This window comes from Shewanella sp. 3_MG-2023, assembly GCF_030548765.1.
GTDB lineage: Bacteria > Pseudomonadota > Gammaproteobacteria > Enterobacterales > Shewanellaceae > Shewanella.
Genome location: NZ_JAUOSH010000013.1, coordinates 1 through 14,274 on the forward strand (window position 1 = coordinate 1; position 14,274 = coordinate 14,274).

The following is a 14,274-nucleotide window of genomic DNA, read 5'->3' on the forward strand; positions in this document are numbered from 1 at the left end:
AGCAGTCGTTTCCAACTGTTATCCCCCTCGACTGGGCAGATCCCTAGGCATTACTCACCCGTCCGCCGCTCGTCAGCAAATTAGCAAGCTAATTCCTGTTACCGCTCGACTTGCATGTGTTAGGCCTGCCGCCAGCGTTCAATCTGAGCCATGATCAAACTCTTCAATTAAAGTTTTGTTGAAACAACCACTCTTATAAATAAAAGCTTCGTTTCGGCTCAATGAATTCTGATTTCGATTTAAAGACTCGGAAGAATCTCTAAAACGTTTGTTACATATTGCTATGAACACTCATCGTTACATTGATAATAATTTTGATTGCTTCACTCTTTACGAGAAAGAATGAGCAATTTCGATTAACTCAACACCTGTGAGTGTCCACACAGATTTCTTGTTTGATTTGTTAAAGAGCGTTGCTAATTATGCAAGAAATAATCTTTCATATCAGCAGCCATTTGACGCTAGGTCGTTGGCTTAGGGATGCGTATTCTACACCTCCCGTTGTTGGCGTCAAGTCATTTTAAAAATTAATTTAAAATGCTTTTCAACCGGTTAATTATGACGCTTTAAAAGCAGCTTAATTAACGCTAACACCTTGAGGCTATTGGCCTGTCGCCGTGTCAGTGGATGCGCATTATAGGCAAGTTAAGATTTAGCGCAAGGGCTTTTGGCATTTTTTATCTGCAACACAAACTGAATGCGCAAAAGCTAAACAATTCGTGGTTTTTATCACCTAAAACCACCCTATTTTGTTGTTGACTGCCAATTCTAGGCTGCTTGTTTACCTTTAATAGCTCAAGTATTGGAACTAAGTCTTCAATAAACTCGATAATAACTATTGGTTTTAAGGTTCAAATCGCCTATTTTATTTTTAATAAGGAAAGTTGGTATACACCATTTAGGAATATATATGCTTAGTTTACGTTTATTGTGTTTAATAGGCTGTTGTAGTTTGATACAAGTTGCCAATGCTACCGTGATTTATTCTTGGGTCGATGAGAAAGGGGTAAAGCATTATAGTCAACAGCCACCGAATGAAGTTAATTCTGAAAAACTCTATAGTGAAGACATTGAGCCTGCACAAGTGGGTTACTTACCTGTTATTGCTAATGCATCATCAAGTGCAAATAAACCATCGGATGCAGAAAAGAATGCCGAAACCATTAAGGCTAGAGATGCTGAACAAGCAGCGTCTATTTGTGAAAGCGCTAAACACAGCCTAAATGTATTAAATACTTATCAACGATTACACCGCAAAGATCCCACCACCGGTGAAGCCGTACAGGTAACCGAAGAAGAGAGACTTGCTCAAATTGAAACCAATGAAGAAAGAATAAAACTGTTTTGCCAGTAATATTGTATTAGCTACAATATTAAGCAATAGCATGACATTGTGATATTAAGGGGCCTATTGGCCCCTTTTGCTATAAGTTTTGTCGATTGGGCATGATTAATTGCCAACAGTGTACATTGATTTAAACTCGCCACCATTACAGGTTTGGGTACCTGAGCGCCAACCTTTTTCAAATGCATTTATCCCATTTAAGGTTTTATCTTTCATTCCGTCGAGTGATTCACTTGATGTGCTTTGCAATAGTGCACTTTGACAGCCACGGTTATAGCCATAATGATAAATACTGTCGTAATCAACATTACCAACCTTAATAACTGGGATTTCGCCATTGGTTTGGGGGGCAGAGCTACAGCCTGTTAGGGCTATTGCTATGAGTGCGCTACTTATTACAACTAATTTATTCATGCTATATCCTTTTGACTAAAATCACAGTGGTTGAGTTAAACAGTCTACTTTCAAGCTAGTTTATAAATTTGATACTCGCAAGATAGCTTGCCGACACTGGGTTTACGAATTCGTCAAAAGGGTTATTTATTTTGGATAGTTTCTATTGATCAGTCTCACCTCGCCAAAAACACAAAAGGGGCATAGTTAACTACTATGCCCCTTTAATTGCTTCACTCAATTGATTAGCCATGCACTAAGTTGATTAATGACGAAGTAGATTATTGGCTAAATGTTAGCAAACCATCTTTCACATCTACGTTGATTGCTTTACCTGGTAGTAAATCACCTTTTAGTAAGTGATTAGCTAATGGGTTTTCAACTTCCTGCTGCAAGGCACGCTTGAGTGGTCTTGCTCCATATATAGGATCAAATCCTGCTTCAGCAATTAATGCCAGTGCAGCTTTAGAGATCGTTAAGCTAAAGTCTTTTTCTGCTAAGCGCGCTTTTAAGTTCTCTAACTGGATTTCTGCGATATAGGCAATATGTTCAGCTGATAGTGGATGGAACACCACAGTTTCATCGATACGGTTTAAAAACTCAGGCCTAAAGCTTTGGGTAACGACTTCCATTACCGATGCCTTCATCTGAGCATAGTTTTGGGTTTCAAAACCTTGCTGGATAATGTCAGAGCCTAAATTTGAGGTCATGATAATAACGGTATTTCTAAAGTCGACCGTTCGGCCTTGGCCGTCAGTTAATCTACCATCGTCCAATACTTGCAGTAAGATATTGAATACATCAGGATGGGCTTTTTCAACTTCATCGAGCAAGATGACAGAATAAGGCTTACGACGAACGGCTTCTGTTAAGTAACCGCCCTCTTCATAGCCGACATAACCAGGAGGCGCACCCACCAGCCGTGACACGGTATGCTTTTCCATAAACTCTGACATATCGATACGCACCATGGAGGATTCAGTATCAAATAGGAATGTCGCTAATGATTTACATAGTTCGGTTTTACCCACACCAGTTGGGCCTAAAAAGAGGAAAGAACCTATAGGGCGGTTTGGATCAGCTAGACCTGCGCGGCTTCTACGAATCGCATTTGATACCGCTTCTATCGCTTCATTTTGACCAATCACTCTTTGATGTAGTGCGTCTTCCATTTGCAATAACTTGTCACGCTCACCTTCGAGCATTTTACTCACTGGTATACCGGTGGCTTTTGACAACACTTCTGCAATTTCAATATCGGTGACTTTATTGCGTAATAAGGTCATGTCTTGCATTTCAGCCTGAGAAGCTAAATCTAATTGCTTTTCAAGTTCAGGAATACGGCCATATTGCAGTTCAGACATTCGCGTTAAATCGCCTGCCCTTCTCGCCACGTCCATATCCATGCGCGATTGTTCTAAATCGGCTTTAATATGTTGAGTGCCAGCCAATGCGGCTTTTTCAGTGCGCCAAATTTCGTTTAGCTCGTTGGCTTTAATTTCAACTTGAGCAAGCTCAGCCTGTAAATCACTCAGACGTTTGCGACTGGCTTCATCTTCTTCTTTCGCTAGTGCTTGTTCTTCTAGCTTAAGTTGAATTGCGCGACGCTCTAACCTATCTAATGACTCTGGCTTTGAGTCAATTTGCATACGGATACTTGAGGCTGCTTCATCAATCAAATCGATAGCTTTATCAGGTAACTTTCTGTCAGAGACATAGCGGTGTGACATAGTGGCTGCGGCTACAATAGCAGGATCGGTAATTTCCACATGGTGATGCAGCTCATAGCGTTCTTTTAAACCCCGTAATATCGCAATGGTATCTATCACACTTGGCTCATCAACCAGCACTTTTTGGAAACGACGCTCAAGTGCGGCATCCTTTTCAATATACTGACGGTATTCATCAAGCGTGGTAGCGCCAACACAATGTAAATCGCCTCGAGCAAGAGCGGGTTTAAGCATATTACCTGCATCCATCGCCCCTTCGCCTTTACCTGCACCAACCATAGTGTGCAGCTCATCGATAAACAGGATGACTTGGCCTTCTTCTTGGGCTAACTCACTTAATACTGCTTTGAGGCGCTCTTCAAATTCACCGCGATATTTTGCGCCCGCAATTAACGAGCCCATATCAAGGGAAAGTACCCGTTTGTTTTTAATGCCTTCAGGTACTTCGCCATTGACAATCCGTTGAGCTAAGCCTTCAACGATGGCAGTTTTACCCACACCGGGCTCACCAATCAATACTGGATTGTTTTTACTACGGCGCTGCAGTACTTGGATGGTACGGCGAATTTCTTCGTCGCGGCCAATAACCGGATCTAATTTACCTTGCTCTGCTCGCTCAGTAAGATCGACGGTAAATTTCTTTAGCGCTTGGCGTTGATCTTCGGCATTGGGATCATCGACATTTTGTCCGCCACGGATTTGATCTATGGTCGACTCCAAGACTTCTTTGGTGGCACCCGCCGCTTTAAGGCTTTTAGCTAACGGGTCATTGCCTTCTAACGCCGCTAATACAAACAACTCTGACGAAATGTATTTGTCTTTTCGCTTTTGGGCTAATTTATCGCATAAGTTCAGCAAGCGGATCAGGGTTTGTGACAACTGAACATCACCACCGGTGCCTTGCACTTGCGATACTCGTTCCAGCTCTTGGCTAATTGACGAACGCAGCGCACTGACATTAATGCCCGCTTGGGTCAGTAATGGGTGAATTGAACCTGAATCTTGATTTAACAAAGCCATCATCAAATGAATAGGTTCAATAAACTGATGATCTCGTCCTAACGCCAGTGACTGTGCATCTGAAATGGCGATTTGAAACTTATTGGTCATACGATCGAGTCTCATACGGCCTCCTAAACAATTAATTTAAAAACGGGAATGTTTTTGATAAGTAAAATATGGGGGTGTTTATGGATTTTTCAATCTAATGAGGCGAATTTAAAAATAAACCGTTAGGTTAAATGATGTAGATCAAATCTAAAAAACAGATTAGGACTTAAGCCAGATAAGCGACGCCATGCGGCCAGTTTGTTGTTCGCGGCGATAAGAAAAGTAATCACTATCGCTAAAAGTGCAGCGATTAGCGCAATATATTTGGGGAATACCTAATAACGCCAGTCTCATTTGAGCTAAGCCCGCTAAATCTGCTAAATACTTTTCAGCTTGCGGTTTAAAGTAGTCAGTCGCTTGAGGATGCTTTTCGGTAAAATATTGAAGTACTTCTGCGCCAACTTCAAACGCACCAGGGCCAATTGCAGGACCTAAATAGGCGATGAGTTCAGTCGTAGGAGAGGAAAATTTGCTAACTGCGGCTTCAATTATGCCATCACATAAGCCACGCCAGCCGGCATGGACTGCAGCAACTTCAGTGCCCGCATTATTACACAGTAATACAGGAAGGCAATCTGCGGTCATAATCGCCAGTGCAGTATTGGGGGAGTTGGTATAACTACCATCGCCAATGAGAGGAGATGCAATATCAGCTGTCGTCAGTCTAGAGCAATCAATGATGTCAGTGCCATGCACTTGCTCAAGCCAAACAAGTGGCGACTGGATTGAATGCGCTGTTTGTAATAAAGCCCGATTGGCCATGACATCTGCTACAACATCCCCCACATGCAAGCCTAAATTCAGGCTGTCATAAGGTGGTTTGCTGACACCGCCATGACGATTTGTCATGGCGATAGCAACATTATCAGGTAATGGCCAACTGGCTTTAAACACAATCAATCCTTATGCCATTGCTTACGCAAGACTAACGCCTATAGGTATTCTATTGGATTTAGTTCTGTGTCTTCGCGCAATGCTTTGGTTAGCATCTTCATATCCTCAGGGATAGGAGCATGCCAAGTCATAATTTCTTGGGTAAACGGATGTGCAAGCTCCAAACGCACCGCATGTAACGCCTGACGCTCAAAGCCTTTTAAAAGTTCAAAAAACGCTTTGCTTGCTTTTTTAGGCGGACGTGGACGACCACCATAAACAGGATCACCAACTAGCACGTGGCCAATATAAGCCATATGAACACGAATTTGGTGAGTACGACCTGTTTCAAGACGCAGTCTTAAACGAGTATGGGCTCTAAATTTTTCAGCAACGCGATAATGAGTGACTGAAGGACGGCCCCCCATAATCACTGCCATTTGAGTACGACGAGTTTCATGGCGTTCAATAGGTTCATCAACCGTGCCACCAGCTGTCATAGTACCAATCACAATTGCTTCGTATTCACGCACGATATCACGGGCTTGAAGCGCCGCAACAAGGTGAGTTTGTGCTTCAACCGTTTTAGCCACCACCATTAAACCTGTGGTGTCTTTATCTAAACGATGCACAATACCAGCACGTGGTACATGTTCGATTTCAGGACAATGATGTAATAACGCATTTAATAATGTGCCATCAGCATTACCTGCACCAGGATGCACAACCAAGCCCGCTTGCTTGTTTACCACTAAAATATGGTCATCTTCGTAGACGATATCTAGTGGGATTTTCTGCGCTTTATCTTTAACTTCTTCTTCAAGCGTTGCTTCTACAGCAATTAACTGCGACTCTAGTACCTTCTCACGAGGTATATCGACGACAGTATCATCAACTGAAACTGCACCAGATAAAATCCATTCTTTGATGCGTGTACGGGAATAATCAGGGAACAATTCAGCCAAAGCTTGGTCTAATCTTAGACCCGTTTGACTTGCTGTGATTTCGCTTTTTAGATTAATCTCTTGTGTCATAGGAACCGTACCCCTTTTTTGGGGTCCAAAGTGAATGAACTATCTGTTACAATCGGATTGTTTTCTATTTTACAGTGAAATGGAAAAATTCTTAACAATAACTTATAAAAGAATTGAATTTACATATGCATAATTTTGCCAAAGGCGCCGCCCTAGTATTGTTTTCATTGACTTTAACGGCTTGTAGCACCTCTAAAGGTTTTGAAGAAGAAGTTGTCAGTAACAAGTCGCCAGAAGCACTTTATGCTCAGGCACGAACCTCAATGGAACTTGGGAACTACTCAAAAGCCGTTAGAACCCTAGAAGCGTTAGACTCGCGTTACCCGTTCGGCCCCCACAAAACTCAAGTCCAATTGGACATGATTTTTGCCTATTATAAGATGGATGATGTCGCATCAGGTATTGCTAACATTGACCGCTTTTTACGCTTAAACCCAACCCATCCAGATATTGATTATGTCTATTATATGCGTGGTTTGACTAATATGCAGGCTGATAATTATCTTTTTCACGATATGATGAATATTGACCGCACCGATCGCGATCCTAAAAATGCCCAAGATGCTTTTAAAGATTTTGATCGTTTAATCAAAAGCTACCCAGATAGTAAGTATGCAGCAGATGCACAACATCGTATGCAATACCTAAAAAACCGTTTAGCAAAATACTCAATCAAAGTAGCTGAGTATTATATTAAAATGGGCGCTTGGAGCGCTGCAGCGGTAAGAGCACAAACTGTGATGGAGCAATTCCCAGGAACACCATCAACTGAACATGCCCTTGAAATCATGGCTCAGGCTTACGAAGAATTAGGTCAAGAGCAGCTAAAGCAAAACGTGGTAACCGTGATGGCGGCGAATTTCCCGAATAATGAGTTAGTCAGTAACTAATGTTTAGCCTTACTGCTTAACAACGCTAGAATGCCTTCAATTTGAAGGCATTTTTTATTTATACGCCATGTAGAATAAAACATCACAAAAGGTACAAAAGATATGCAGTTGACACATTTTCAGCTTAAATGCTAAAAAAACGGTTGACTCAAACGGCTTAAAACCTTAAATTGCATCCCGTCGCCCGAATAGCTCAGTCGGTAGAGCAGAGGATTGAAAATCCTCGTGTCCCTGGTTCGATTCCGGGTTCGGGCACCATATTTAGATTTGGTGGCTAACGCGACCAAATAACAAAAAAGCCTCGCAATGCGAGGCTTTTTTGTTTCTGTCATTTATCATTCATGCGGTAACCATTGTATCAATAAAGCGCCTTAACGACTTTGAGTCAGTACTCTGACTCATTTACTAGCTCCTTGTACTAGCCTCTTGAGCAAGCACACCTGAGTAATACCAGCTCATTAAAGCGCAACTTATTAGCGCCGCAGCTAACTAACACAAAGTCACCCTTGGCTTAAGTTAACCTCACAGACAATACCCATTAAGCTGGCTCAATGTAATCCACCAGCATTTGTACGGTTTGATTACCTCTAAACTCATTCACATCCAGTTTATAAGCCACACGAGCATGTTTTATGCTTGCATCAGGCCAAGTGGTTAAATCAACATTAAATGCAATCGCATCCATCATTACAGCGCCACACTGAGACTCTAACACCAGCTTTAGGTGCTTTTCACCGACAATGCGCTGTTGAATGACACTGAAATAACCATCAAATAATGGCTCTTCAAATGCTTGCCCCCATGGGCCTGCATCTCTTAACAAATAGGCAGTATCGAGGTTCATCAGCGCGACTGGCAATTCACCATCAGATAAAATCTCACCGGTAAGCTGCTCAGGTTTTAATATCTCGCGCACCGCTTTGTCATAGGCTTGTTCAAACTCGCTAAAGGCATCAGCTTTTAGCGATAGTCCTGCTGCCATCGCATGTCCGCCAAACTTAAGGATCATCCCAGGGTGACGGCTATTAATTAGCTCCAATAAGTCACGCATGTGTAAGCCCTTAATCGAGCGAGCGGAGCCTTTAATCTCACCGTTACCTGCATCGGCAAAAGCAATCACGGGGCGATGATATTTATCTTTAATGCGTGATGCTAAAATACCAATCACGCCCTGATGCCAATCTTCTTGAAAAATGGCTAATCCCCAAGGTAATTTAGTTTCATCCAAGCTGAGTTTTTGTAAGCTTTTTAGGGCTTCTTGCTGCATACCGGTTTCTAATTCGCGGCGCTCAGCATTCAGACCATCAAGCTCACCTGCCATGCGTCTGGCGAGCATCATATCTTCACAAAGTAGGGTTTCGACCCCTAAGGCCATTTCATCTAAGCGTCCTGCGGCATTAAGTCTTGGGCCTACTGCAAAACCAAAATCTGATGCGACAATGCGCTGCGGGTTTCGCTTAGCGACTTCAAGCAGAGCTGTGATCCCAACACGGCAGCGACCACTACGTACTCTTTGTAAGCCAGCTTGCACTAAAATGCGGTTATTACTATCAAGGGAAACCACATCAGCCACAGTCCCCAGTGCAACAATGTCCAATAAACTGCCTAAGTTCGGCTCGGCTAATTGATTAAGCTGATACCAATCGCGGGCGCGTAATTCACTGCGCAGTACAGACATCAAATAAAATGCCACGCCCACACCTGCAATAGATTTACTGGCAAACTCACAGCCAGCTTGATTTGGATTAACAATGGCATCGGCTATGGGCAATGATTTACCCGGTAGATGGTGATCTGTCACCACTACGGTCATCCCCAGCGCTTTAGCCGCTGCTACGCCTTCTATGGATGAAATACCATTATCTACGGTAATTAATACCTCAGCGCCTTTTGACTGCGCCACAGCTACAATTTCTGGGCTTAAGCCATAGCCATAATCAAATCGATTAGGAATAAGATAATCCACATGCTGAGCACCCATCATCCGTAATGCCAACAAACACACACTGGTTGAGGTAGCGCCATCTGCGTCAAAGTCGCCCACAATCAAAATGGACTTTTTCGCCATAATAGCATCGGCAATAATACGCGCAGCTTCAGCCAAGCCCATCATAGAATCTGGGCGTAATAGCTTTGAAAGACTCAGTTCACAGCCCAAAAGGTCGACGCCTCGACGGGCATACAATTGCTTTAAAATAGCAGGAATACTAGCTGGTAAATGACTATCGTCTACTAGAGGTCGGCGAACAATTTTATGGGCCACAAAAACACCTTAAGAAAATATCGAATTATGAAGTGGGAATGAATCATTGAAACTAAATTTACCATAACAAAAAAGGCGAGCTTTGGGCTCACCTTTTGTTATAAATTAACGTCTTTTAACGCGCTTTAGCGGCTAAATCCGTTAACTCACTGTAGATTAAAGATTGGTTTTAATGGTATTTAATAATGCTTCAGGCGGTTGATAGCCTGGTACTAATACGCCATTTTCTAACACAATTGCTGGGGTACCGTTAATACCAAATGAGCCACCTAAGCGGTATTGACCTTCGATATTAGCATCACATTTTGCCGCTTTTACATTACGACCAGTTTTGGCATCGGTCATCGCTTGTAGTGGATCTTTAGCACACCACACAGCTTCCATTTCATCGGCATTCGCTGACGGAATACCCGCACGAGGATAAGCTAAATATCTTACGGTAATTCCTAAATCGTTATAGCCATCCATTTGCTGATGCAACTTACGACAATAGCCACAATCAACATCGGTAAAAATAGTCACCACATGTTTTTCATTTTTGGCTTTATAAACCAACATATCCTTTTCAAAAGGTTTTAGCATATCAATGCGAGGGCCTGCTAGTGCTGCCTCGGTTAAGTTTTTCATGCCCTTTTGTAAATCATACATATTACCGTGAAGTAACTTACTGCCATCTGGAGACACATATAGCAGACCACGGTCAGTAAGCGCTTGATAAAGACCATCAATTGGCGATGCCTCAATGCTCAAAACATTCACACCTAAGGTATCTGAAACTTGTTTTTTGAGTTCTGCTTCATTAGGGATATCAGAGGCAGAAGCGGCATGTAATAACGGGGCTACTGCAAGCGTTATCGCTAAAGAGAATGCTTTGGTTAACTTCATTTAAAATCCTATTTGGTCAATCTGTATTAGTCTACTCACTATATAGACCCGCTCATCAGCGCAAAAGTTACAGACAATATTTCATGAAAGCAACTACACAGCGCTCATTTTGTGTAAGCAATAATAAACATTCATTTTGCACTAACCTCTTGGATGGTGCTCACTATGCAACTGTTGCAGCCTCGCTTTAGCTACATGGGTGTAAATTTGCGTAGTCGATAAATCACTGTGGCCCAGTAGCAACTGCACTACCCGTAAGTCTGCGCCGTGATTTAATAAATGGGTCGCAAAAGCATGGCGCAAAGTGTGGGGCGACAAATGGCTGTGTATTCCTGCCCGTAACGCATATAGCTTAATTCGGTGCCAAAAGGTCTGCCTTGTCATCATTTGACCGCGCTTTGATGGAAACAGTACATCACTTTGCTTATTACCCAGTAGCTCAGCTCTTGCCGCAACAAGGTATTGATCTACTTCTGTCACCGCTAACTCACCTAAGGGAACTAAGCGCTCTTTACCGCCCTTACCGACAATTCTCACTAAGCCTTGGCGTAAGCTTATTTGCTCAAGGGTTAAGCTAACCAGTTCGGTTACCCGCAGCCCAGTGGCATAAAGTAACTCCAACATGGCTTTATCTCGGCACTCTAGCGGATCATCAACATTGGGCTCATCCAGTAAGCTGTTTATTTGGGCTTCACTGAGTGCCTCGGGTAATTGCCTAACTAATTGAGGGGACTCAACCAGCGCGGTGGGATCAACAGCTATCTGCTCATTAACCAACAAATAACCATACAAACGCCGCAAGCTACTCAATAACCGCGCAGTACTGCTTTTTGCAAAATTTTGTTCCACTCGAAAGGCTAAGTAATCGCGGATCAGCAACTGATCGACATTAATCAACTGGCGTTTTTTCGTTAGCACAAAACGTTCAAAATGGCGTAGATCAGTACGATAGGAAGCCAGTGTATTGTCACTAAGTCCTTTCGTAGACCAAAGGTCATCTAAAAATGCATCGATAATGGGATCGGCTTGATACTTATCTGTCACATGAATTCCTAAAAAAACGGCGTTATTTCAAGATGAAATAACGCCGTTAGTGTAACTAAAGTTAGCTTAGTTTGACAAAGGTTACCTAGCTTGCAGCTAAAGCTTGATCCTTGGCAGGAACAAATAAACAAGCAATAATCGCAAGCCCTACTGGTAATAACCATGCCATGCCTTCAGCATGAAGTGGCATAAAGCTTAGGAAACTTGTATCTACGCCAGCAACTTGAAGACCATCAAAAATACCAAAGAACAAAGCAACAGATAACACTAAACGATGTGAAAATTCAGGACGAGGGAAACGCTCAGTTAAGAAAGTAATCGCTACCAATGCAATTGCCACTGGGTAAATAGTCATTAACACAGGAATACTGATGTTAATTAACTGCGTTAAGCCCACATTGGCAACCGTGGCACAAACCAAACTGAAGAAAATCACAAACGCTTTGTATGAGATCTTAGGCAATAGCTCATTGAAAAACTCTGAACAGGCGGTAATTAACCCAACTGCAGTTGTTAAACAGGCAATGCTCACTACCGTTGCTAATAAGATAGTCCCCATAGTGCCAAACTCATGAGTCACATAGTTTGTTAGAATTTGGCCACCATTTTCAGCGCCCAAAGCAATATCACCAGCGGTAGCGCCTAAATAGAATAATGACACATAAACAAAAGCTAAACCCGATGCAGCAATGATAGCAGCGCGTACTAAATAGCGAGTTTGCGCTTTTGAATCAGTGATGCCTTTTTTACGCAAAATATCAATGATTAACATACCGAAAATCAATGATGCTAGCGTATCCATAGTGTTGTACCCCTCTAAAATACCTTTAGAAAGTGGACTATTAATGTAATCACCGCTTGCAGCTTGAATTGCAGCGCTAGGGGTAATGATCACAGATAATGCTAAACCGACTAATAGGAAAATAAGAATAGGGGTTAATACTTTACCAACGCTGTCTAATAATTTACCTGGGAATAACGACAACAACATCGCAATGGCAAAAAAGCCAATGGTATAAAACAATTGTGCTTTATTAAGTGACAGTGCACCAAGTTGGATGATTGCATCGGCATTATCTAAAAATGGACGAGCACCAATTTCAAAAGCCACCAAGCCTGTACGCGGAGCAGCAAAGGCTGGGCCGATAATAATATAGATAGAAATCGCTAAAGCAGTTGCCGCAAATGCCGGTAACATCGCCATGACCTTACCATTTGCTTTTGCAATCGCAATAAGTCCAGCAAGGGGTAAACCCACGGCAGTAATAAGAAAGCCTAACATTGCTAGTGTCATGTTCTCACCAGCTAACATACCTGCAAACGGTGGAAAAATTAGGTTACCAGCACCTAAGAAAAATGCGAACGTCATAAAGCCTAAGCCTATCGTATCGCCAATACTCATATTATTGTTTTGCACACATTGCCCCATCTTGTTGTTTTGTTTTTTTACAAACTTAAGGGAATAGTCACCAATTAGCTATCGCTAATCTAACCTCCCGACAAACCTGTAAACTTTAAATTACACTTGAGCTCACTAAAATCACTGCAATATTGCTGATAAATTCAGCGTATTTTCGTAATACCTATGCCGATTTGTGAAGCTGATTTCATTTTTCCCATTTAAACCGCAATAATGTACTCAAACGGGTAGGAACTAATAGCAAATAGCACTTAGATACACAAGCGCAAAACCCGCATAAAGCAAAAACAACCATCATCTGAAAACAAGCTTAAAAACAGCCAAACATTAGCGCTACAATAACAACACAAGCACCGAAGCTGTCAGTATATTAGCAACAATAAATCAACCTACTATCCGTTTGGGAAAAATTGCAAAAACAGTTACCATAATCGGCCATTTCTCAATCTATAGTCCTATGCCTTTTAGTTTCAAACAATTTCATATTGATGATAGCCGCTGCGGTATGCCCGTCAGTACAGATGGGGTGATGTTAGGCGCTTGGGCTAATATCGAACATAGCCGAACGATTTTGGATATCGGTGCAGGTAGTGGATTACTGACCTTGATGGCAGCCCAGCGAGCCCATCAACAAGCAAGCTCAGCGATTAAAATTGTCGCTGTTGAGCTCGATGATTTAGCCGCTCAAGATTGTTTACACAATATCGCCAATTGCCCTTGGGCTGAGATGATTGAGTTTCACCATGGGGCAATACAAGACTTTAGTGCCCAGCACTTAGTTCAGTATAAAGCTAAGCTAAGCCCATTATTTGATAGCATCATTTGTAACCCGCCCTACTTTGATAATGGGCCGCAATCAAAGCAGCAGCAGCGAGCAACCGCGAGACATACCGATAGCTTAAGCTTTAGCGAGTTACTGAAACATATTGAGTTATTATTGGCGCCACATGGCGCGGCGAGCTTGATTCTTCCAATTGAAAGTGAAACGCGCTTTACCGGCGCATTAACACAAACCTCTTTGGCCATATCTAAGCGCGTCAGCGTTTCAACGGTTAGCAAAAAGCCACCAAGACGATTACTGCTTGAGCTTAAGCATCAAGCAAAGATTGAAAGCACTGAGCACTCAAGTTTGGTGATAAGCGATCCCAGCGGTCAATATAGTCAGCAAATGATCGCCCTTTGTCGTGAGTTCTATCTAAAACTTTAAGCTTTGTATAGATATCGCTCTCGCTGAGTTGCGCTTCTTAGGTTATAATGCTCGGCTATCAATCAGTGAGACCTACAGCG

11 protein-coding genes, 1 tRNA gene and 1 rRNA gene are annotated in these 14,274 nt (G+C 42.4%); 4 read left to right on the top strand and 9 right to left on the bottom strand.

All coding sequences use genetic code 11. The features are described from left to right. Window positions 1-170 (bottom strand): 16S ribosomal RNA (locus Q4591_RS09170); the annotation flags it as partial. Between the two features lie 740 nt (window positions 171-910). On the opposite strand from Q4591_RS09170, the gene Q4591_RS09175 reads away from it, so the two are divergent. Beyond that, window positions 911-1,354, top strand: coding sequence for a DUF4124 domain-containing protein (locus Q4591_RS09175; RefSeq protein WP_102439682.1), 444 nt, complete (start codon window positions 911-913; stop codon window positions 1,352-1,354). A 96-nt stretch (window positions 1,355-1,450) separates the two neighbouring features. On the opposite strand, the gene Q4591_RS09180 is transcribed toward Q4591_RS09175, so the two are convergent. The 4 genes from Q4591_RS09180 to rluD form a co-directional block, all read right to left on the bottom strand. Beyond that, window positions 1,451-1,759, bottom strand: a complete 309-nt coding sequence (locus Q4591_RS09180) for a hypothetical protein (RefSeq protein WP_102439683.1) — start codon at window positions 1,757-1,759, stop codon at window positions 1,451-1,453. A 260-nt stretch (window positions 1,760-2,019) separates the two neighbouring features. After that, window positions 2,020-4,593 carry an ATP-dependent chaperone ClpB gene (gene clpB, locus Q4591_RS09185; protein ID WP_102519101.1) on the bottom strand — a complete coding sequence of 858 codons (2,574 nt, stop codon included), beginning with the start codon at window positions 4,591-4,593 and terminating at the stop codon, window positions 2,020-2,022. A 144-nt stretch (window positions 4,594-4,737) separates the two neighbouring features. Then, window positions 4,738-5,472 (bottom strand): peptidoglycan editing factor PgeF, encoded by a 735-nt coding sequence (pgeF, locus tag Q4591_RS09190; RefSeq protein ID WP_102439685.1) that lies wholly within the window; start codon window positions 5,470-5,472, stop codon window positions 4,738-4,740. Between the two features lie 38 nt (window positions 5,473-5,510). After that, on the bottom strand, window positions 5,511-6,485 hold the full coding sequence (gene rluD / locus Q4591_RS09195; RefSeq protein WP_076540848.1) for a 23S rRNA pseudouridine(1911/1915/1917) synthase RluD: 975 nt from the start codon (window positions 6,483-6,485) through the stop codon (window positions 5,511-5,513). A 125-nt stretch (window positions 6,486-6,610) separates the two neighbouring features. Between rluD and Q4591_RS09200 the strand changes: the two genes are divergently transcribed. Then, window positions 6,611-7,375, top strand: coding sequence for an outer membrane protein assembly factor BamD (locus Q4591_RS09200; protein ID WP_102439686.1), 765 nt, complete (start codon window positions 6,611-6,613; stop codon window positions 7,373-7,375). 182 nt (window positions 7,376-7,557) lie between these two features. Continuing rightward, a tRNA-Phe gene (locus Q4591_RS09205) sits at window positions 7,558-7,633 on the top strand. A 280-nt stretch (window positions 7,634-7,913) separates the two neighbouring features. Here Q4591_RS09205 and recJ read toward each other — a convergent pair. The 4 genes from recJ to brnQ form a co-directional block, all read right to left on the bottom strand. Continuing rightward, window positions 7,914-9,638 carry a single-stranded-DNA-specific exonuclease RecJ gene (recJ, locus tag Q4591_RS09210; RefSeq protein ID WP_303460676.1) on the bottom strand — a complete coding sequence of 575 codons (1,725 nt, stop codon included), beginning with the start codon at window positions 9,636-9,638 and terminating at the stop codon, window positions 7,914-7,916. 156 nt (window positions 9,639-9,794) lie between these two features. Beyond that, window positions 9,795-10,523: a bifunctional protein-disulfide isomerase/oxidoreductase DsbC gene (gene dsbC / locus Q4591_RS09215; RefSeq protein ID WP_102439688.1), complete on the bottom strand. Its 729-nt coding sequence runs from the start codon at window positions 10,521-10,523 to the stop codon at window positions 9,795-9,797. Window positions 10,524-10,664: 141 nt separating this feature from the next. Then, on the bottom strand, window positions 10,665-11,567 hold the full coding sequence (gene xerD / locus Q4591_RS09220; protein WP_102439689.1) for a site-specific tyrosine recombinase XerD: 903 nt from the start codon (window positions 11,565-11,567) through the stop codon (window positions 10,665-10,667). Window positions 11,568-11,652: 85 nt separating this feature from the next. After that, window positions 11,653-12,996, bottom strand: coding sequence for a branched-chain amino acid transport system II carrier protein (brnQ, locus tag Q4591_RS09225; protein ID WP_303412070.1), 1,344 nt, complete (start codon window positions 12,994-12,996; stop codon window positions 11,653-11,655). Between the two features lie 448 nt (window positions 12,997-13,444). Between brnQ and Q4591_RS09230 the strand changes: the two genes are divergently transcribed. Further along, entirely contained in the window at window positions 13,445-14,194 is a 750-nt protein-coding gene (locus Q4591_RS09230) for a tRNA1(Val) (adenine(37)-N6)-methyltransferase (RefSeq protein ID WP_303460678.1), read from the top strand. Window positions 14,195-14,274: the final 80 nt, after the last annotated feature.